The following is a 20,140-nucleotide window of genomic DNA, read 5'->3' on the forward strand; positions in this document are numbered from 1 at the left end:
ATCATGAACAGAAGGCTCCAAGTTGCGAAGTACGTATTGACCGATCTCATCGGTTCGGGCTTGGCATGGACGCTCTTCTTCGTGTATCGAAAAATGTATCTGGAGCCGGTCCAGATCGCATACTCAGAGATCACTTTTGACGAGAACTATTTCAAGGGACTTATACTGATCCCCTTATTCTGGTTCGGGTTGTATACGGTGGTGGGAGGCTACAGGGAGATCTTCCGGAGATTCAGGACCAAAGAACTTGGTCAGACCCTATTGATCAGTTTCATCGGCGTTACCGTGATCTTCTTCGTTCTGTTGTTGGATGATGATGTTGCCGGTTACAAACTCTATTACAGATCGTTCCTTGCCTTGTTCCTGCTCCACTTCACGTTTACCTTCATTCCGCGTTTCCTACTCACCAGTTCAACGGTAAGTAAAGTACACCGAAGAGAGATCGCCTTCAATACCATACTGATCGGTGGCAATGAAAGGGCCATGGCGATCTATGATGAGATCGAGGGCCTGCCGAAGTCACCGGGCAACAAATTCGTTGGATTCGTGAACGTGAATGGAGGAGACCAATTATTAGCCGAAGTAGGTCTACCACGCTTAGGCAAATGGAACGAGTTGCGCACAGTGATCGATCAGCACGCGGTTGAGGAGGCCATTATTGCAGTGGACAGCGGGGAACACGCGCACATCAGCAAGATCATGAATGAGCTGGATGGGACCCATATACGGATCAAGGTTATTCCGGATATGTATGACATTCTCTCCGGATCGGTCAAGATGACAAGCATATTCGGGGCACCGCTCATTGAGGTGAATCCTGAGATCATGCCGGCATGGCAATTCTCGCTGAAACGGAGTATTGATATCGCCGCCAGCGCCATAGCAATGGTAGTTCTATCACCGGTCTATCTGATCATCGGAATTACCGTATGGAGCACTTCACGTGGCCCCATGTTCTTCAGTCAGGAGCGGATCGGAAAATATGGTCGCCCATTCAAGATCATCAAGTTCCGGAGCATGATCAGCAATGCCGAGGAGAACGGCCCACAGCTCAGCAGTGTCACTGATCCACGCATTACTCCCTTCGGCCGATGGATGCGGAAGACCCGAATGGATGAACTGCCACAATTCTGGAACGTTCTGAAAGGAGACATGAGCCTTGTAGGCCCGCGCCCTGAGCGGCAACATTTCATCGATGCGATCACGGAACAAGCGCCGCATTACAAGCATTTGCACAAAGTGCGTCCGGGAATAACCAGCTGGGGACAGGTCAAGTTCGGTTACGCCGAGAATGTGGACCAAATGGTCCGCCGCTTGAAGTATGATATTCTCTATATCGAGAACATGAGCTTGGCGGTTGATCTTAAGATCATTGCCTATACGGTGCTCATTGTGTTGAAAGGTGACGGCAAGTAGTTGTTGGTCGATCGAATGACCCAACGATCCCTACTTTAGCGGCACAACCAACTTCCATCTATGAACATTTCAGTTATCGGTGCCGGCCAAATGGGCAATGGCATAGCACATGTTTTCGCACAGAACGGCCATTCAGTAGTACTTATTGATGTTGCACAAGCGGCATTGGACAAGGCCTTGGTCACCGTACGCAAGAATCTGGATCGCCAATTAGCCAAAGGCAGTTTAACGGAAGATGCGAAGGCTGCCACCCTGAAGAACATCACGACATCAATTGACCTTGCCAAAGGCGTGTCAAAAGCGGAACTTGTCGTCGAAGCCGCAACCGAGAATGTGGAATTGAAGCTGAGGATCTTCAAGGACATGGACGCCCATGCTCCAGAGGGTTGTATACTCGCCACCAATACCAGCTCCATCAGTATTACACGCATCGCTGCAGTAACCAAAAGGCCACAGCATGTGATCGGTATGCACTTCATGAATCCAGTACCGGTAATGAAATTGGTCGAAGTAATAAAAGGCTACGATACCACCGCAGCAGTAACCACCACGGTCCTGGAGCTGAGCAAAGCGATCGGCAAAGTTCCGGTAGCGGTAAATGACCAACCTGGTTTCGTCGCGAACCGCATCCTAATGCCGATGATCAATGAGGCGATAGAAACATTGTTCCAAGGTATTGGTGGTGTCGCGGAGATCGATACGGTCATGAAACTGGGTATGGCCCACCCCATGGGTCCGTTACAACTTGCTGATTTCATTGGTCTTGATACATGCTTGGCCATTTTACGCGTACTGCACGATGGCTTCGGGAACCCGAAATATGCGCCGTGCCCGTTACTCGTTCAGATGGTGACCGCAGGAAAATTGGGAGTCAAGAGCGGTGAAGGCTTCTACGCATACACCCCAGGAAGCAAGGAAAGTGTAGTTGCTCCGGCATTCAGCTGATCGTTGGACGCGATGTCCGCCGATGATCCATTACGACGAATTCGCATATGTACCCAACGTGATATTAGCGTCATTCGGCACATTGCGGTGGTCACATGGCCAGTTGCCTACGCGAAGATCCTATCGAAGGGTCAGTTGCACTATATGTTGGATCTGATGTACAGTGAGCGCGTGTTGCAACTTCAATTCGAGCAAGGTCAACAATTCTTACTATCCGAAGAAGGCGCACGACCTCTCGGATTCGCTAGTGTTGAACATAATTACAAGGGCACCAGAAAAACCAGGTTGCACAAACTTTACGTGCTACCCGAAACCCAAGGCACTGGCGTGGGAAAGCAGTTATTGGATGCAGTGATCCGATCAGCCGAGATCGCCAGTGATGAACGAATTGAACTGAATGTGAACAAATTCAATACGGCCAAGGAATTTTACCTTCGTTCAGGCTTTACCATAGTGCGTGACGAGGTGTTGGATATAGGAGAAGGCTTCGTGATGGATGATCATGTAATGGAACTCCAATTGAACACGGTATAACGAGCAACCAATGGATCTATATGGAACCGAAGTATTCTCAATAATGCTCGGCATTGGTTTGGCCGCAGCTTGTGGACTGCGCGTTTTCCTACCCTTGTTAGTTGCGAGCTTGTTCTCTCATTTCAACATTGCAGGAATTGGACTGAATGAAAGTTTCGCATGGATGGGTAGTTGGCCAGCGATGATCGCATTCGGCATTGCAACCTGCGTTGAGCTTCTCTCCTATTACATTCCCTTTGTTGATCACGCATTGGACGTGATCGCCGTTCCCTTGAGCAGCATAGCAGGAACTCTGGTAGCCATGAGCGCGTTCATGGATATGCCATCGCTTTTTTCCTGTGGCTTAGCGCTCATTGCAGGCGGGGGAATAGCCGGATTGATAAGCACCGGCACTGCAGCCACACGGGTAGCAAGCACGACCACCACGGCAGGTCTAGGAAATCATATGGTCAGTACGGCAGAGACCGTTGGTGCAATAACTCTCAGTTTGGTGGCATGGTTCATCCCTGTATTGGCGATCTTGGTCGTACTCGGTTTGATCTTTCTTTCCGTTCGCATACTATCCAAGGCTCGGAGAACAATACGTCGATCGCAAGCCCCATGAACATTAAGGACTACCTAGCCATTCCCATTCGCCGTATCAAGCGGAATGTGAAGCGGAAGAAAGCGCAACGTTCGAAGGAGCTTATAGGGTTGGATGTATTCATGCGCCATACCGATGGTGTGTTGCACGTAGGAGCCAATGAAGGGCAAGAGCGACAGATCTATCACGAACAAGGGATGAAGGTTCTATGGATCGAACCGCTACCGGATGTCTTTGAGAAACTACTTCACAACCTTAAACAATACCCCGACCAGACCGGACTCAAATACCTGTTCACCGATGTGGATTACAAGAATTATACGTTCCATATCGCTAACAATGGCGGAGCATCGTCCTCCATCTTCGACTTCAAGGAACATGGCGATATATGGCCGGATGTAAAAATGGAACGTACCATTGAACTAAAGAGCCGTACGCTTTCCAGTATTGTGGCCGAGCATGCAATTGATCTTGCGCAGTACCGGACGTTGGTCATGGATACACAAGGCAGCGAGTTGCTCGTATTGAAAGGAGCTGGATCAGCGTTGGATCAGTTCCGGTACATAAAGACCGAAGTGGCGGATTTTGAGGTCTACGCGGGTTGTTGCACGTTGAATGATCTAGCCGAATACCTAGGCCAACATGGCTTTAAGGAAGTGGCCCGGAATTGTTTTGCGGAGCGTCCTGAAGGTGGGAAATGCTACGACGTGCTGTACGAGCGGCAGCACTCTGGGGCCAGCTAGTTCATCGATTGATCTTCCGGTTGTAACCCATGCTTACGATAAAGCCGTGCTTTGCGCCGCACCAATCGTGCCTGCGCTTTTGCAGTTCGAGGTCCACGATCGGTCACCGCCAATTCACCTCGCTCAATACGCTGAACAATGTGTTCAACGAAGCGATCCTCCCCTTCCATATCGTAGGTGCTTTTCAGATCCTGACCGAACAGTTTCGCTAATCCTTGCCAAATGAATGCGTGGAAGTCACCACGCAGCTCTTTCACAAGATCATAGGATGTTTCACCTGTTTCACGATCGATCAACTTCAGCAATACACGCCCTTGTGACATGGTCAGGTCCTTCAGTTCCTCCTCGAATTCCGCACGGAGTTCGATCTCGGCTAATTTGATATAAAGCTTCTGATCTCCTTCCGAGGTGATCTGTGCCATATCAAAGGCATATTCATTCATAAGCTTACCTGTAACCTCAGCATACGGATAGACCTTGAGGACATTCCGCATGAGCTTATCGTACTTTTCTTCTTCGCGCTTATTCTTGGGGATCCACACATCATCAACCAGAACCGGTGGTAATATGGCCTGCATCATGGTATCACCGTTCTCAACAATGCCACGGTAAACAACCCCATCAAGCTCCTGTGCCCTGCCGAAAAGACAAACCAGCAAGGCCGAAAGCACTAATAGTGAACGCATTGGGTACATCGTAACAGATCCGAAGTATGAAGGTAAACGCAACTTCCGGACCATTATTCCAATTGTACGCAACTAGCGCCGCTTAAGTTTCCACGGGTTTTGGCCGTGGGAATGCTGGCCTATTGGCAATGGCCGTTGTGTACGTTCCTGATAAATGGACGCTGCTACTAGGGCAGCCGCTGCCTGTTCTCCGGGATCCTTTCCCTCAAGGTCAGTAGGTTTGAAATGATCGCGGACGAAATGGGTATCATAATTGCCACTGCGGAAAGACTCATGCCCCATGACATAGCGGCAGAACGGCAATGTGGTCTCGATCCCGGAAATGGCATAATCATCGATCGCACGTTCCATGCGCTGGATAGCCTCCTCACGCGTAGCTCCATGGGTGATCAACTTAGCGATCATGGGGTCGTAATGGATCGGGATCTCCATACCCTCTTCAAAGCCATCATCCACGCGCACACCTGGGCCTTGCGGAGGACGATAGGTGTTCAACCTACCAATATCAGGAAGGAAGTTGTTGGCAGGATCCTCAGCATACACGCGTACTTCGATCGCATGCCCTTGGATCTTCAGATCTTCCTGGTTGAAGGAAAGCGCTTCCCCCTGAGCGACTTTGATCTGCTCTTTTACCAGATCCAGTCCACTGATCATCTCCGTAACGGGGTGCTCCACTTGCAGACGTGTATTCATTTCCATGAAGTAGAACTCCATACGCTCATCCAGCAGGAACTCCACTGTACCTGCACCGGTGTAATCCACGCTTTTCGCCACATTAACTGCGGCCTCACCCATTCTTTTACGCAAAGCGGGAGTAAGTACAGCACTTGGTGCCTCCTCGATCACTTTCTGGTGTCTTCGTTGAATGCTGCATTCCCGCTCGAATACATACACCGTATTTCCGTGCATATCCGCTAGCACCTGCACTTCAATGTGTCGCGGACCAGCAACGTACTTCTCAATGAACACGCTACCATCGCCGAAGGCATTCACAGCTTCACTGATCGCGCGTTCTAGACCTTCCTTCAGTTCACTTTCCTTTTCCACGATGCGCATGCCCTTTCCCCCACCACCGGCAGCGGCTTTGATCAAGATGGGGAAAGTGATGGTCTTGGCCACTTTCATGGCTTCTTCCAAACTACCAACAGCGCCATCCGTACCGGGTACCAGCGGCACACCATGGCCTTTAACTGCTTCTTTAGCCGCGAGCTTATCACCCATCACCTTCATGGCATAAGGCGTTGGGCCAACGAATATCACACCGGCTTCTTCAAGTGCTGTTGCAAAAGCTCCATTCTCGCTCAGGAACCCATAACCCGGATGCACGGCATCCACCTTCAGATCCTTACAGACCTTGATGATCTTCTCGAAGACCAGGTAACTCTCCTTACTTGGTGCTGGACCAATGCACACCGCTTCATCGGCGAACCGAACAAAAGGCGCATTGCGATCCGCCTCGGAATAGACCGCAACAGTGCTGATGCCCATTTCGCGAGCACTGCGCATCACGCGAAGAGCGATCTCACCGCGGTTGGCGATCAAGAGTTTCTTAATGGATCGTTTCTTGGCCATAGTGATCAGAATATTAGCGGATCAGATGATCTTCTAATTGTTCGCTCGTCAGATCCCTATTACGCAAGCACCTCCTTCACGCGATCCGCAGCCTCTTGCAAGGCTACCGCGCTAAGCACTTTCAGGCCGCTTTTGTCGATCAGTTCCTTTGCTTCAACAGCATTGGTTCCTTGCAAGCGTACGATGATCGGCACGTTGATATCGCCGATGTTCTTGTAAGCATCCACAACGCCTTGCGCAACACGGTCGCAACGAACGATGCCACCGAAGATGTTCACAAGAATTGCCTTTACTGTCGGATCCTTCAGGATGATCCGGAATGCTTTTTCAACACGTGCTGCGTCTGCTGTGCCACCTACATCAAGGAAATTGGCAGGTTCACCACCGCTTAGCTTGATAATATCCATGGTGGCCATAGCAAGACCTGCACCATTCACCATGCAACCCACATTACCGTCCAGCTTCACATAATTCAATCCTGCTTCACCTGCTTCAACTTCGATCGGATCTTCTTCCGTCTTATCGCGCATTTCAACGTAATCCGGATGGCGGTAAAGTGCATTACCATCCAATCGCACTTTTGCATCAACGGCAGCGATCTTATCATCACTGGTCTTCAGTACCGGATTGATCTCGAACATGGCCGCATCGCTACCCTCGTAAGCATTGTACAAAGCCGTTACGAATTTGGCCATCTCCTTTTTAGCCGTTCCCGTCAGGCCCAAGTTCGTAGCGATCTTGTTACATTGGAAAGGACGCAGGCCAACGCGCGGATCGATGAATTCTTTCTGGATCTTCTCCGGTGTATGTTCCGCAACCTCCTCGATATCCATGCCACCTTCCGTGCTGTACACGATCACATTGCGTGAACTGCTTCGATCCAACAACACCGACATATAGAATTCCTTGGGCTCGCTGGCACCGGGATAATACATATCCTCCGTGATCAACACTTTGTTCACCTTTTTTCCTTGTGGCGGGGTTTGCGGCGTTTTCAACATCATACCGATGATGTCATTTGCCTTTTCGCGCACTTCGTCGATGCTCTTTGCAAGTTTTACCCCACCACCTTTTCCGCGTCCACCGGCGTGGATCTGCGCTTTCACTACCCACCATTTTGTGCCCGTCTCTTGGCTCAATCGCTTGGCTTGATCAACTGCTTCATCAGCATTATAGGCCACCAGACCGCGCTGTACGCGAACGCCATATTGTGAAAGGATCTGCTTGCCTTGATACTCGTGAAGATTCATGCGGTTCTTGCTTCTATGGTGATATGAGCGCTTCCGAATGCGGGAAGCGGTGCGAATGTACATCCTCACCAATTTTATTTCGCGGATAGCTTTTCAACAGGCCAACAGTGAAGTAAAGCTCGCACAGGAACTATCAGGACCAACCGAGCCATATCCATCGCCCTATGGAACCGACCAACCATTGCCTAGCTGTTAGCTTTGCGACCTTCGATGAATGTAACTATCCTCGGTTATGGTACGGTGTTCGGTAAACTGAACATGTGGTTGATCAGCAATGGCTTTTCGCCGGAGAATACGATCTGGATCGTACCCCTGCTAGGCTCCATTATCGTTTTCATTGTAATGGCTTTGCTCTCAAAGCTGCTCAATTGGGCACTGACCTCGACATTCAAGCGTTTCAGCAAAAAGACGGTTACACATTTCGATGATCGTTTAGTAGATAACCGTGTTCCACGCTACGTTGCCCGTGTGATCCCGTTGATCCTAGCCTACAAGCTAATAGCATTGATATTCAGCGACTTTCCTGAATTCATCCCGTTCGTTAAGCGCATAATCGCGTTTTCGTTCATCGTCCTTTTCGTACGCATTATCAGAGCCGTTCTCCATGCCGGACGCGATACACTGAGTGATAGCCCAAGTTACCGCGATAAGCCGCTGGATAGCTATGTGCAGGTGGCCATGCTGGTGCTCTATTTCGTTGCAGGGATCTTAATTTTCTCACTGCTGACAGGCCGATCGGTATTGACCTTTCTGACCGCCATGGGTGCCGCTTCCGCGGTATTGTTGTTGATCTTCAGGGATACCATCCTCGGGTTCGTGGCCAGTATTCAGATCAGTACCAACGATATGCTGCGTGTAGGGGATTGGATCACGATGCCCAAGTTCGGTGCGGATGGCGATGTGATCGAGATCAATCTAACGACCGTGAAGGTGGCCAATTGGGACATGACGATAACGACCATTCCCACCTACGCATTGATCTCGGATAGTTTCCAGAATTGGCGTGGCATGCAAGAGAGCGGTGGTCGACGGATCAAGCGTAGCATCCTGATCAAGATCAACAGCATCCGCTATTTGGATGAGGCCGAGATCAAGGAACTGGAACGCATACAACTGCTAAAACCGTACATCGAAAAAATGCGCGAGGAATTGCGCGTGTACAATGCAGCTAATAATGTGGACAACAGTGTGATGGTGAACGGGCGGAACCTCACCAACGTTGGTCTTTTCAGGAAATATGTGGACCTCTACCTGGAACATCACGATCAGATCCATAGGAACATGACGCGTATGGTAAGGCAACAACCGCCCAACGAACTTGGTTTACCCATAGAACTTTATTGTTTCACCAAGACCACGAAATGGGAGGCCTATGAGATCATCATGGCCGACATTTTCGATCATTTGTTGGCGAGCACCAAGTACTTCCATGTGGTTGTGTTCGAGAAACCCGCTGCGGATGATATGCGGAATATGGGGAAACCGTAGGTTTAATTAGCTAATACGATCGATCTACTAATTAGTTGATGACGCGTCTTCATGGTCTTAAGAGTTGGAACGCTCATGACGCTGATGTTCATGATACAAGATGATCCTGGATTGAGGACCCGGCGATCAGCTGAACTCACAAAGCCGGGGCGAGTTGTGCTGACACCTCTACGTCCGGGCGAGTGTTGCTATTGTCTAATTTCTGATCATCTGATTTTCTGATCCTCTGATCCGTATTCCCTTTCCTTTGCAACCATGATCCGCGCTACATCCATCCGCAAGAAATACGGCGACCTCGAAGTACTTAAAGGTGTTGACCTGCACGTTTCAGCTGGCGAAGTGGTAAGCATCGTTGGTGCCAGTGGCGCAGGCAAGACAACGCTCTTGCAGATCCTCGGAACGCTGGAACGTGCGGATAGCGGCACGCTGGAGATCAACGGCGAGAACGTGAGCAAGCTAGGGACCAAGGCACTCAGCGCGTTCCGGAACAAGCACATTGGTTTCGTGTTCCAGTTCCATCATTTACTTCCGGAATTCACGGCGTTGGAGAATGTGATGATGCCGGGCCTGATCGCTGGACGGAGTATCAGTGTTTGCACCCCAAGAGCAATGGAATTACTGGAACGATTGAATGTTTCTGCCCGTGTTCAACACAAACCAGGACAGCTTAGCGGCGGCGAGCAGCAGCGCGTTGCCGTAGCGCGTGCGCTATTCAATAGCCCCAGCGTGGTATTAGCCGATGAGCCATCCGGAAACTTGGACTCTGCACATGCCAAAGAATTGCACCAATTATTCTTCGATCTGCGCACGGAACTGGGCCAGACTTTCGTGATCGTTACGCACAACGAGGAATTGGCGGGCATGGCCGATCGACGACTGGTGATGAAGGACGGGGTGATGTGAGGCGAATAATACCATGGCTTGCGGCAACCCTGAATAGGTAGCATCGTCTATCTTGCAGCAACGATCCATAACTAACATGATCCGTGCAAAACTGTTGTTCACGAAGATATGCCTTGCGGCATTCAGCATTTCAGGCGCGGCTCAGGATGGGGCGTTGGATCCTACATTCAACGTTGGTGATGCTGGTTTCAGCAGGGGTGACGGCACGGGAGGTGTTAACGTGGTAGTTCCTTTGTCTGATGGAAAGGTGCTGATCGGAGGTTCAGGCACATTTTACAATGGAGAACCTTTTGGCCGTATTGGGCGTGTGAATGTGGATGGGCTTTTGGACGCCGGGTTCATTACTGGCACTGGTGCCGACAATATTATTCGGACCATGGCTTTAAGGCCTGACGGAAAAATACTAATTGCAGGGGATTTTACCAGTTACAACGGCGTTGCCCGAAACCGCATAGCACGATTGAACGCCGACGGGAGCTTGGACTTAGCATTCAATCCTGGATCTGGAGCAGATGCCCCGATACTCAAATTGGTTTTGCAACCCGATGGGGGCGTGGTCATTGCAGGGGAATTCACAAACTTCAATGCGACACCACGAGGCCGCATCGCCCGACTTCTCGTGAATGGGGCGTTGGATACAAGCTTCGATCCCGGATCCGGGGCCAATAACATCATTCGCTCGATCGCATTGCAAGCAGATGGAAAGGTGGTGATGGGCGGGGAGTTTGCGACGTACAACGGGACAGGACGAAGTCGCATTGCTCGTTGTAACACGGATGGCAGTCTGGACTCGAGCTTCGATCCAGGTACGGGGCTCGCCTATGCTGGAATTTACACACCGAACGTACAGTCGATCAGTATTCAAACAGATGGCAAGATCCTGTTCGCAGGTCAGTTCACCGGATACAACGGCACTACGCGAATGCGAATAGCCCGCGTAGATGCGAATGGGGGGCTTGACGCGAGCTTTGATCCAGGCTTGGGAACGAATAGAACACTTTACTCAACTGCGGTCCAAGCTGATGGCAAGATCCTTATTGGCGGCGACTTTATTACCTATAACGGCACACCCCGTAAAATGGTAACCCGCTTGAATGCGAATGGAACTCTGGACGCAGGCTTCGGGAATGCAACTGGCGCCGATGATTATGTACTATCGATCGCCGTTCGAACCAATGGAGAGATCTTTATTGGTGGCTATTTCCGATCTTACAATTCAACTGGTCCTAGCGGTATCGCCAAATTAAACGCAGATGGCAGCCTTAATGGAACTTTTAATCCTGGGAATGCTGCAAATGGCCTGATCTATACTTCAGCAATACAACCTAATGGCAAGATCCTAATTGGAGGTCTTTTTACAAGTTATCAAGGTTATAGTCGGAATAGGATCTCACGCTTGAACGCAAATGGCACGTTGGATACAAGCTTCGACCCAGGTACCGGCATCCCAACCAATTGGGTAAACGATATAGTTGTTCAGCCCGATGGAAAGATCATACTTGCCGGGAATTTTGACATGTATAATGGCATAGCCTGCAATAACATAATTAGAATTAATACGGACGGAAGTTTAGATCCAGGATTCACACCAGGCACGGGACCTGGATCTTCTGCATTATGCGCTGCACTGCAAACGGACGGTAGATCCTGCTCGGTGGTTTATTTGGAACATACAATGGCGGCACGCGACGTGGCTTGGTACGATTGAACCCGAACGGTACACTTGACAGCACCTTTGACCAGGGAGTGGGAATCAATTCTGCCGGGTGGGTGAGAACGCTAAGTATACAGACCGATGGGCGGATCTTGGTCGGAGGGTTGTTCAGTAGTTACAACGGAACAAGCCGGATCAACTTGGCCCGGTTGAACATGAACGGTTCTTTGGATAGCAGTTTCGATCCAGGCACATCAACTAGTAGTGTTGTAATGTCGACCGTTTTACTAGCTGATGGCAGATTCTTAATTGGAGGTGGAATTACCAGTTATAATGGAACACCAACTGGAAACCTTGTGCGTGTGAACAGCAACGGAAGTTTGGATCTAAGTTTTGCGATCGGTACAGGTGCCAACGCAGTAGTAAATTCCATTGGTCTTCAACCAGATGGAAGAATTGTTATTGGTGGAAATTTCACAAGTATTAATGGTTTGTCGCGTAGCCGAATTGCTCGGTTGTTCGCTGACGGTTCCGTGGACCCTAATTTCAATTCAAGTCCGGGGAGTAATGCCGCAATTCGAAAAGTAAACTTACAACCCGATGGAAAGATCCTGATCAGCGGTGATCTCACCTCCTTCAACGGCACCGGCCGCAACCGTATAGCTCGTCTGCACGGTACTTCCACAATGCCATCCATAGCAACATCTGTCTTCCTGGATGGCCCATACACCAGTAGTTCGATGAACGATGCCCTACGCACCCTACCCTCCTTCCCGCTCACGGAACCATTCACCACAATGGGTTACAGCAGACCAGTGTTCAACCCAGGAGCAACTATCGGTTCCAACGTTCTATCTGCCACCGGCAACAACGCCATCGTCGATTGGGTAATCGTGGAAATGCGCCCAGCCACTTCGCCGAGTACGGTAGCCGCAAGCCGCGCGGTACTCCTTCAACGCGATGGTGATGTCGTGGACCTCGATGGAGTTAGTACTGTGGGCTTCTCAGGACTTGCCGCAGGTAATTATTGCGTTGCTGTGCTTTCGCGGAACCACCTGCCCGTTATGCTCTCCCCCAGCACGCCAGTAGCATTCGGTGGTGCGGTGGCTAACGTGGACTTCACACATCCGACCACCCAAGTCTATGACAATGATTCACGGACAAATGTGGGTGGCACCATGACCGTTGTCACAGGCGATGTCAACTTCAACGGAACTGTTCAATACACGGGCACCAACAACGACCGCGACCTTATCCTGCAACGCATAGGCGGTGTGGTGCCTACAAACTCGGTAACCGGGTATTGGGCAGAAGATGTGAACATGGATGGCGTTGTGCGCTATACTGGCACAGGCAACGACCGCGATCGGATCTTGCAAAGTATCGGTGGTACGACACCTACGGCTACCGTTGCTGCACCGCTTCCCTAAAATTATTGTCAGTAGCTGGGAACTTCCCTTTTACCCTTGATCAAAAGGTTGATCTTGTCATTCCCCCTACCTTTCCGGCCAATGTCCGCATGGAAAGCGCCATCCCGTTCGATCTTTCGTTTGCTGATCGTCATCTTACTGTGCAGCATTGGGTTCAATGTGTGGTTCGTTGTGCGGGATCAGAACCGAAAAGTGGAATTCAATGATCATGTTGATCCGCAGATCGAAGGGCGGGCTGCGCTGAATGCGACCATGAAGATAGAACCTCATACGATCCTGTTCCTTGGCGACAGCCACGTTGAGATGTTCCCGTTGAACGATCTTTTTCCGAATAAGAAGATCTTGAATTTAGGGGTCTCTGGCAGCAAGCTGGATCAGGTTATCGATGGTCAGGCAAGGATCGATCTTGGTAACACACCGGAGAAGATCTTTATCATGGCCGGAGTGAATGATATTTTCCACGGCTCTAATCCTGAAGATGTTGGGAAACGCATGGAACAATTGCTGAACATCCTTCAAGAACGCTACCTCGCTGTTCCACTTTTCGTACACGCCATTCTACCAACACGCGAGCCCTCTTTCGCGTATGCGATCATCGCAAGCAATGCACTATTGAAGCCGATCTGCGATGAACACGGTGTTACATTCATCGACATGTATGCGACCGTTGAACAGAATGGTCTGATCCGCAGCGAATTGGTCTATGACCAGATCCATTTGAACGCGGAGGGTTATGCCCTGTGGGCGAAGGTGCTCGAACCCTTTTTGAATTGATCGCATAGGACCATGCTCTTCTCGGCGATCGAATTCTGGTTCTTCTACCCTGTTGTCTTTCTGCTGTATTGGTTCGTCACGAAGGGCAATTTGCGGTTGCAGAACGGGATGCTTTTGCTTGCGAGCTACTTTTTCTATTCCTGTTGGGATTGGCGTTTTTTATTCTTGCTGATATTCAGCACGCTCTTGGATTTTTCCAGCGGACTTTTGATCCGCAGCAGTAGCACGAAATGCCAGACCGTGCAATGAGCCACACAACAGAAAGATGATAATAATGACTAGATTTAGAATTAGCATTTTCCCATGGCTGCTTCCAATGGGGAAGAAAACAAATTCCCGGAACCATGTCGTGAGCGAGAAGCACCAATACTGACAAAACGGGGGACTTTATAGTGAAAAACACGGAAACGAGAAATCCTTCATCAGGTTCAAACCGAATAGCAGAATGCAGCCGATGGCGATATCGCTATACCCGAAATAATTACCGAATACTGCATTACGCGATAGAAAATCCCAAGAACTAATGTTGCTCCGCTGCACTCCACATTATTCGAGAAAACGTGATCCACATCTATCTCGCAATTGTCCGTTAATACCATTTTCATAAATAGACCCACAGCATTTGCAGCGACCCCCATTGACAGCAAATGCTTAGTTGAACAGGCACAACTCCCTGAGCTGAGATAACAGATTACTGGGACGTTGGATGGGCCCAGCGACTAGCTATGGAAACAAACTCACATACGCCTCAAAGGCAATCATATCGTACGTTGGTTGCAATTTGCTCTTATACGCCTCGAAGCTATAACACACAGTTTGGAACTGTGTAAAAGCTAAAATCTACCGGAAGGATGATATTCAACCTTCCAACATGAAAACTCCCGACTAGCAGATTGAAAGCCTCAACAAAATTTTCTTGGAAAAATTGGTATACTTAAAAAAGGCTAGAGAGACCCAAGTTTAGGGCAAGAGTGGTCCAAAGTACGTACTTGCCTTCACCTTGATCGGTCTTAGTTCTGGTCCAGGACCAAAATAATACACCAATTTGCTGAATGCAATAAGAATAAGTACACCTGGATCCGACCAGCCATAGAGCAAATAACTCGCCAACAATAAAATAGCACTGGGGCGTATTACACTTTTACCCTACACCCACCCATGAAAGATGAAGACCAACGGAAGGAAAACCACAATATCCATAGAGTCGAATAGCATTTGGTGCATCGCGGTAACAAGATTCGCAAAGATGTGGTAGCAATAGAACAGAGCAAGTTATTAAAGGTCAAACAGCTTATCACTTTCACCTTATGACACAAATGAACATATGGGTTCCTCCCTTAGATCAGTAATCAATTGTTTTCTGCTCTATGTCTTTCAACCATGCATCCAGAGTAACCATTTCTTTATCGCAAATGATCTTTTCCTTCAAAAGTGCCGAATATGCTCTGTAAAGGTTATTCTTTATGTCCTCTGTTCTAATAATGGAATTTGCGACCAAGTCAACTACGCTTTCCGAATGTTGATACATTGGAATCTCCGAAATGAAATCATTCATATGATCATGAGCGTTTCTTTTTTGAACAACAGATGCATTCGTGAAGCCAAGCTGATATCCATATAACCACATGATCGGTTGAGCTACCAATCCTCGTAGGATGTCAGTGAACCTGAAAGTTACATAGCTAGGCAGATAAAGTAGTGGAAATAATTCCTTCCTGAAAATTGTGTTTTGCGAATTAAAAGGGCTAATGGTCCCAATTCCCAACACGACTGGTTCTCGATCTTCAAAATAACATGGCGCACCATTCGTCAATCGATATATTGCATCTACATCAGGATCTTGATCTGCAAGTCCCTGCCAAACACCAACCTTGCAAATATTGGACACCAAATCTTTCTCCAGTTCGAAATTCTTCAAGATCAGGCTCAATGGTAATCCTCTTGCCCATATTTTCTCCTTGGAGAATAGCTGATATATGTTTACAAATCCTCTGTTTCCCTCAACACAATCATATTTATTTTCAAAATCGGGGAAGCCCCAATTAACTTTTGGATAATTATCGTCATCAGTGTCGATGATAAGGTCCGTCCCAAATTCAATTGCTTTCAAATAACCTATCATTTTTCTGGAATAGTGATCAAAAGGAAGGATTTTGGCTAATTCGTAGCCACTACTTTCTTGCACTTCCAGAGGTAAATAGGTGACGTTCTTACAAAACCAGTTCTTAGGTGTTTTCCTATCACCAACGACAATTAGGTGACGACCCTTCTGTTTAGAAAACGCAACAACTGATTCCGTTGGATCAAAAATCGAAGTTATCACTATGTAACTCATCTTAGGCTTGTGTTCCATTTTGATAACTTAACCGGATGCAAATAAAGTTGATCACTTGGAAAATGATCAAGTAATTGTTGCAATTCATTATCAAACTTATCGAGCTCCATATATTCTTCTTTAGTCCAAAGCGCCTTGCCTTTAAGCTTTAGCTCATTTTCAGTAACTATTTCTTTGGCTACCAAAACCATAGCAGTGGGTATCGCCACTTCTACGAATAACTGAGTTGCGGCAAATACGCCACAATAGTGACAAAATTGCTTTATCGAATTTGAATCGATAATAAAAATATCTGAATAACTACCAACAATTGGATAAGAAAGATTAAATTTCGCATCAGAACTTCTTAAATAATTCAGAATAAAATTACAGTGCTTCAAACTTCCACGACCAAAAAATGGTTTGATCCAGTCCTTTAATTTATTCGGAGTTTTCCAGATCTGCCTAAATCGAAGTGGTTCTATTGACAACTCGAATTGCTGAAATTTGGTTAACGCATGCTCATAGTCAGGAAGTTCACCATCAGCTTCCACACCATTCGCTTTTAATTTCCAATGATATGCGTCACCAACTCTCGACCACCAGAACCCCGGATCATGCAAGGTAATAAAACCTGGAATGAAACATGTTTTAGCGGTTAACCTGATGCATTCAGCATAATTATACTCATTGATCACAGGGTTTAAAAGCAAATCGTCTGCAATAAAAAAATAATGAATATATTCTTCTCTAAAATAACTTTTCATCCCTTGTGTGACATACCCTTGAAAATATAACGAACATTCGTAAACAGAAATTACATTTTCCCTATTACCAGTATAGAAAGGCACTAAGTGATAAATGTTTCTAAACCTATCCTTGTAAAGCTTCTCTATTACTTCAATATTTTGATTAAATTGGTGGTTATATATTATTATCAATGCTACTTTGCTCATTTTAATGTCGTTTAAGAATTTCCTTTGCCTTAGAAGCCATCTCAAAAATAACTTTTGAGAATTATCATTACGCAAGCCAACTGCACCATGCCTAAGAAGAGGTCTGCATGGTATTCATACCGAACGAATGTACGGCGCGAGTTAAACAACCACGCGAACAACCTTTCGACCTTCCAGCGGCGTTTGTAGCGCCGTAATTCCCGTCCATCTTGATGCACTTGTCGTTTTCTGTTACTCCTGTGCGGACATACCAGTTGGATTCCGCGTTTCTTCAATGTGCGTCTTAGTTTGTCACTGTCGTACGCCCTGTCGGCGATCACACGTTTGGGCTTTATGGCACACGAACGGATCGTCCTATCGGCTAGCTTTACTTCATGGGTGCTGGCGCTAAAGGCCCGTACGGTGAGAGGAATACCAACAGCGTCTGTGACTGCCATGATCTTGGTGCCTTTCCCTTTCTTAGTAGGTCCAACACAAGCCCCCTTTTTTGGCACTTGCGAAGGTGCCATCGATAAAGCATTCGGTAATGTCGATCTTCCCTCGATCGCGTAGATCCGATGCAAGAGCATGCAGCAGTTTATCCCAAGAACCGCTCTTGCACCAGTGTTTGTGGTACCGATGGCAAGTCTGGTATGGCGGGTATCTGCCAGGTAGATCTGCCCATGGTGCACCGGTCCGGCATATCCACAAGATCCCGTTAAGCACCGCACGTGGATCTTGTCTGGGCCTGCCACGTGTTTCGCTCTTATGAAAAATACTTGTAAGCGGTTTTTCCAACACTTCCCATTGCTTGTCGCTGATGTCCATCGCTTTTCTTAGCGAAGTACATTGCGCCAAAGAAGAAGATCAACTGGAACATTAAAAAGTTGATCAAAGCCCAGTGTTCATAGATAACTTAGGCAATGCTTATTTTTGAGATTCCTTCTAGTCACTATTATTGGAACAACGATAAGTGGTAAATGTAAATATTGTGGATTGAAAGTTTGGTTTCGCATACACGAAGACCATTGGTAGTGTTACGTAATCACCAATCCAAAAAAGCCGTAATCATACCAAGCACGAGCTAATACTCGTGATGTCAGTAATGCTCCAGATCGGTTACGGCGAACCTTTACGCTACTCAGCATAGTAGCTATCCATGTAATCCATTAGGAGTTGTGTCCTTTGAGAACCCATCACATCCATCAATTCGTCTAAATCCGACAGAACGTATTAACTTTACCAATTCAATAAATCTTTCGAAATGCGTACACTCATCCTCTCTACACTCCTGATTTCAACGATCACCGTCGCTCAAACTGACGCGGAAAAAGCGCTCATTGAACAGTATACCGGCGCTGGCATGCCGGTGGTCGAAAAGGATGATTCACCCTTTGTACCCAACACATTCATTGGCGATTTCATTATGGACATCACCACCATGGATAAGAAGACCGAAAAGCCACAGACCATGTCCATTCACTATGCCAGCAACGCGGAAATGACCTCCATACGCATGGATGCGGCGGAAATGAAGGGTCAAGAAATGACCATGATGACCGACCTGAAGAACAAGTGGCAGTATATGATGATGACGGACAACAACGGGAAAAAGACCGCAATGAAGACCCCGAAAATGAAGATCAACATAAAGGAAACACCTGATGCTGAAAAAGATGGATCGGAGACGGATGTCACTGTGACCAATGAAACTAAGACGATCAATGGTCATGTTTGTTCAAAGGTCATTGCCAAAAGCAAGGAAGGCACATGGACGGGCTGGATGGCCAAGGGAGTTGCGGTACCGTTCACGGATCTAACGAACAACATCGCTTCCGGGAATGTCTCTGCGTTGAAGTATGACGACAGGCAGATCACAGGATTCCCAATGGAATTCGAGATGGTGGATGCCGAGACGAACGAAAAAACACAAGGCGTTACCCGAGAGTTCAACTTAGGTGAACCACCAGCGAGTACATTCAGCTTGGACGGTTATCAAGTTGTGGAACTGCCGATGGCATTGCCGGGCATGATGGGCCGCTGAGCCCCATGTCGATCGCGAATACCAAGGATCTTCTCGAGGAAGCCTACGAACGGTATGCCCGTCCGGAATTCATTGAGAATGACCCCATCCAAGTGCCACGCACATTCAGTGACCGCAAAAATGCTGAAGTGATCGGGTTCCTCACCGCTACAATTGCCTGGGGGCAACGCAAGACCATCATCAATAACGCTTGGAAGCTCGTCGAGTTGATGGACCGTACCCCGCATGCTTTCGTCATGAATGCAACGGAACAGGACCTGAGCACACTCGATCGGTTCGTACACCGCACGTTCAACGGCGTTGATCTTCGGCATTTCATCTTGGGGCTACGCCACGTGTACACACGCTACGGCGGATTAGAGGATGCGTTCTTTCCTACGCCTACCAAAGAAAAACCAATGCCTTGGTCAGCACCAGAAGGCATCGCACTGTTCAAGCAACGGTTTTTTGAACCGGCACATGAACGGCGCACACAAAAACACGTAGCCGACCCAGCCAAAGGCAGCAATGCCAAACGCATCAACATGTACCTCCGGTGGATGGTACGCCCCAATGATCGCGGTATTGATATGGGACATTGGAAACGCATACCTACCTCAGCTTTGCTTGTTCCGTTGGATGTTCATACCGGTCGTGTTGGTCGCGATCTTGGATTGCTGCACCGTAAGCAGGATGATCTGAAAGCGGTGTTGGAACTCACTGAACGTTTGAGGGAGTTCGACCCGGTGGATCCCGTGCGTTATGACATTGCGCTGTTCGGGATGGGGGTTGATAAGGGGAATTGAATATTACCGCAATCAACAAAGGAGCACACAGGGAGTATGTATCAAAGATTTTTAACTAGCCCAACCAGCCGTCATCTGATCATC

General features: G+C 48.1%; 19 protein-coding genes and 1 pseudogene. 13 read left to right on the top strand and 7 right to left on the bottom strand.

What is annotated here, in order from left to right; all coding sequences use genetic code 11:
• Window positions 1-3: 3 nt before the first annotated feature.
• From IPF95_16245 to IPF95_16265, 5 genes are read left to right on the top strand one after another with little or no spacing between them, the layout of a single operon-like run.
• Window positions 4-1,416: a sugar transferase gene (locus IPF95_16245; GenBank protein MBK6476236.1), complete on the top strand. Its 1,413-nt coding sequence runs from the start codon at window positions 4-6 to the stop codon at window positions 1,414-1,416.
• A gap of 60 nt (window positions 1,417-1,476) precedes the next feature.
• Window positions 1,477-2,361 carry a 3-hydroxybutyryl-CoA dehydrogenase gene (locus tag IPF95_16250; GenBank protein MBK6476237.1) on the top strand — a complete coding sequence of 295 codons (885 nt, stop codon included), beginning with the start codon at window positions 1,477-1,479 and terminating at the stop codon, window positions 2,359-2,361.
• A gap of 12 nt (window positions 2,362-2,373) precedes the next feature.
• The gene (locus tag IPF95_16255) at window positions 2,374-2,895 is read left to right on the top strand and encodes a GNAT family N-acetyltransferase (protein ID MBK6476238.1); all 522 of its coding nucleotides are present in this window, start codon (window positions 2,374-2,376) and stop codon (window positions 2,893-2,895) included.
• Window positions 2,896-2,905: 10 nt separating this feature from the next.
• On the top strand, window positions 2,906-3,499 hold the full coding sequence (locus IPF95_16260) for a DUF4126 domain-containing protein (GenBank protein ID MBK6476239.1): 594 nt from the start codon (window positions 2,906-2,908) through the stop codon (window positions 3,497-3,499).
• Complete coding sequence (locus IPF95_16265; protein MBK6476240.1) at window positions 3,496-4,221, top strand: FkbM family methyltransferase; 726 nt, start codon at window positions 3,496-3,498, stop codon at window positions 4,219-4,221. The genes IPF95_16260 and IPF95_16265 overlap by 4 nt, the downstream gene beginning before the upstream one ends.
• On the opposite strand, the gene IPF95_16270 is transcribed toward IPF95_16265, so the two are convergent.
• The 3 genes from IPF95_16270 to sucC form a co-directional block, all read right to left on the bottom strand.
• Window positions 4,218-4,907, bottom strand: coding sequence for a DUF4294 domain-containing protein (locus tag IPF95_16270; protein ID MBK6476241.1), 690 nt, complete (start codon window positions 4,905-4,907; stop codon window positions 4,218-4,220). The genes IPF95_16265 and IPF95_16270 overlap by 4 nt on opposite strands.
• 72 nt (window positions 4,908-4,979) lie before the next feature.
• A complete protein-coding gene (gene accC / locus IPF95_16275; GenBank protein ID MBK6476242.1) occupies window positions 4,980-6,479 on the bottom strand; it encodes an acetyl-CoA carboxylase biotin carboxylase subunit in 1,500 nt (499 codons plus the stop codon).
• A 59-nt stretch (window positions 6,480-6,538) separates the two neighbouring features.
• A complete protein-coding gene (gene sucC / locus IPF95_16280; protein MBK6476243.1) occupies window positions 6,539-7,729 on the bottom strand; it encodes an ADP-forming succinate--CoA ligase subunit beta in 1,191 nt (396 codons plus the stop codon).
• Between the two features lie 210 nt (window positions 7,730-7,939).
• On the opposite strand from sucC, the gene IPF95_16285 reads away from it, so the two are divergent.
• The 6 genes from IPF95_16285 (at window position 7,940) to IPF95_16310 (ending at window position 14,227) form a co-directional block, all read left to right on the top strand.
• Window positions 7,940-9,217, top strand: a complete 1,278-nt coding sequence (locus IPF95_16285; GenBank protein MBK6476244.1) for a mechanosensitive ion channel — start codon at window positions 7,940-7,942, stop codon at window positions 9,215-9,217.
• Window positions 9,218-9,472: 255 nt separating this feature from the next.
• Window positions 9,473-10,120 carry an ABC transporter ATP-binding protein gene (locus tag IPF95_16290; GenBank protein ID MBK6476245.1) on the top strand — a complete coding sequence of 216 codons (648 nt, stop codon included), beginning with the start codon at window positions 9,473-9,475 and terminating at the stop codon, window positions 10,118-10,120.
• Window positions 10,121-10,196: 76 nt separating this feature from the next.
• Complete coding sequence (locus IPF95_16295; protein ID MBK6476246.1) at window positions 10,197-11,828, top strand: delta-60 repeat domain-containing protein; 1,632 nt, start codon at window positions 10,197-10,199, stop codon at window positions 11,826-11,828.
• Between the two features lie 38 nt (window positions 11,829-11,866).
• Entirely contained in the window at window positions 11,867-13,204 is a 1,338-nt protein-coding gene (locus tag IPF95_16300; GenBank protein MBK6476247.1) for a delta-60 repeat domain-containing protein, read from the top strand.
• A gap of 81 nt (window positions 13,205-13,285) precedes the next feature.
• A complete protein-coding gene (locus tag IPF95_16305; protein ID MBK6476248.1) occupies window positions 13,286-13,978 on the top strand; it encodes a hypothetical protein in 693 nt (230 codons plus the stop codon).
• Between the two features lie 12 nt (window positions 13,979-13,990).
• Window positions 13,991-14,227, top strand: a complete 237-nt coding sequence (locus tag IPF95_16310) for a hypothetical protein (protein MBK6476249.1) — start codon at window positions 13,991-13,993, stop codon at window positions 14,225-14,227.
• 711 nt (window positions 14,228-14,938) lie between these two features.
• Here the strand turns inward: IPF95_16310 and IPF95_16315 are convergent.
• The 4 genes and pseudogenes from IPF95_16315 to IPF95_16330 form a co-directional block, all read right to left on the bottom strand.
• Window positions 14,939-15,088, bottom strand: coding sequence for a hypothetical protein (locus IPF95_16315; protein MBK6476250.1), 150 nt, complete (start codon window positions 15,086-15,088; stop codon window positions 14,939-14,941).
• Window positions 15,089-15,320: 232 nt separating this feature from the next.
• Window positions 15,321-16,331 carry a DUF288 domain-containing protein gene (locus tag IPF95_16320; GenBank protein ID MBK6476251.1) on the bottom strand — a complete coding sequence of 337 codons (1,011 nt, stop codon included), beginning with the start codon at window positions 16,329-16,331 and terminating at the stop codon, window positions 15,321-15,323.
• Window positions 16,310-17,248 carry a hypothetical protein gene (locus IPF95_16325; GenBank protein MBK6476252.1) on the bottom strand — a complete coding sequence of 313 codons (939 nt, stop codon included), beginning with the start codon at window positions 17,246-17,248 and terminating at the stop codon, window positions 16,310-16,312. The genes IPF95_16320 and IPF95_16325 overlap by 22 nt, the downstream gene beginning before the upstream one ends.
• 41 nt (window positions 17,249-17,289) lie before the next feature.
• Window positions 17,290-18,055, bottom strand: a pseudogene (locus IPF95_16330) (IS5 family transposase).
• Window positions 18,056-18,491: 436 nt separating this feature from the next.
• On the opposite strand from IPF95_16330, the gene IPF95_16335 reads away from it, so the two are divergent.
• On the top strand, window positions 18,492-19,271 hold the full coding sequence (locus IPF95_16335) for a DUF4412 domain-containing protein (protein ID MBK6476253.1): 780 nt from the start codon (window positions 18,492-18,494) through the stop codon (window positions 19,269-19,271).
• A 5-nt stretch (window positions 19,272-19,276) separates the two neighbouring features.
• Complete coding sequence (locus IPF95_16340) at window positions 19,277-20,056, top strand: TIGR02757 family protein (protein ID MBK6476254.1); 780 nt, start codon at window positions 19,277-19,279, stop codon at window positions 20,054-20,056.
• Window positions 20,057-20,140: the final 84 nt, after the last annotated feature.

This window comes from Flavobacteriales bacterium (genome assembly GCA_016704485.1).
Lineage (GTDB): Bacteria > Bacteroidota > Bacteroidia > Flavobacteriales_F > PHOS-HE28 > PHOS-HE28.

Bases quoted from the DNA above. Each gene is read 5' to 3' on its own strand.
- accC (MBK6476242.1), bottom strand. From the start codon at position 6,479: ATGGCCAAGAAACGATCCATTAAGAAACTCTTGATCGCCAACCGCGGT.
- IPF95_16335 (MBK6476253.1), top strand. From the start codon at position 18,492: ATGCGTACACTCATCCTCTCTACACTCCTGATTTCAACGATCACCGTC.
- IPF95_16320 (MBK6476251.1), bottom strand. From the start codon at position 16,331: ATGGAACACAAGCCTAAGATGAGTTACATAGTGATAACTTCGATTTTT.
- IPF95_16265 (MBK6476240.1), top strand. From the start codon at position 3,496: ATGAACATTAAGGACTACCTAGCCATTCCCATTCGCCGTATCAAGCGG.
- IPF95_16260 (MBK6476239.1), top strand. From the start codon at position 2,906: ATGGATCTATATGGAACCGAAGTATTCTCAATAATGCTCGGCATTGGT.
- IPF95_16325 (MBK6476252.1), bottom strand. From the start codon at position 17,248: ATGAGCAAAGTAGCATTGATAATAATATATAACCACCAATTTAATCAA.
- IPF95_16250 (MBK6476237.1), top strand. From the start codon at position 1,477: ATGAACATTTCAGTTATCGGTGCCGGCCAAATGGGCAATGGCATAGCA.
- IPF95_16310 (MBK6476249.1), top strand. From the start codon at position 13,991: ATGCTCTTCTCGGCGATCGAATTCTGGTTCTTCTACCCTGTTGTCTTT.
- IPF95_16290 (MBK6476245.1), top strand. From the start codon at position 9,473: ATGATCCGCGCTACATCCATCCGCAAGAAATACGGCGACCTCGAAGTA.
- IPF95_16270 (MBK6476241.1), bottom strand. From the start codon at position 4,907: ATGCGTTCACTATTAGTGCTTTCGGCCTTGCTGGTTTGTCTTTTCGGC.
- sucC (MBK6476243.1), bottom strand. From the start codon at position 7,729: ATGAATCTTCACGAGTATCAAGGCAAGCAGATCCTTTCACAATATGGC.
- IPF95_16305 (MBK6476248.1), top strand. From the start codon at position 13,286: ATGTCCGCATGGAAAGCGCCATCCCGTTCGATCTTTCGTTTGCTGATC.
- IPF95_16295 (MBK6476246.1), top strand. From the start codon at position 10,197: ATGATCCGTGCAAAACTGTTGTTCACGAAGATATGCCTTGCGGCATTC.
- IPF95_16340 (MBK6476254.1), top strand. From the start codon at position 19,277: ATGTCGATCGCGAATACCAAGGATCTTCTCGAGGAAGCCTACGAACGG.
- IPF95_16255 (MBK6476238.1), top strand. From the start codon at position 2,374: ATGTCCGCCGATGATCCATTACGACGAATTCGCATATGTACCCAACGT.
- IPF95_16245 (MBK6476236.1), top strand. From the start codon at position 4: ATGAACAGAAGGCTCCAAGTTGCGAAGTACGTATTGACCGATCTCATC.
- IPF95_16285 (MBK6476244.1), top strand. From the start codon at position 7,940: ATGAATGTAACTATCCTCGGTTATGGTACGGTGTTCGGTAAACTGAAC.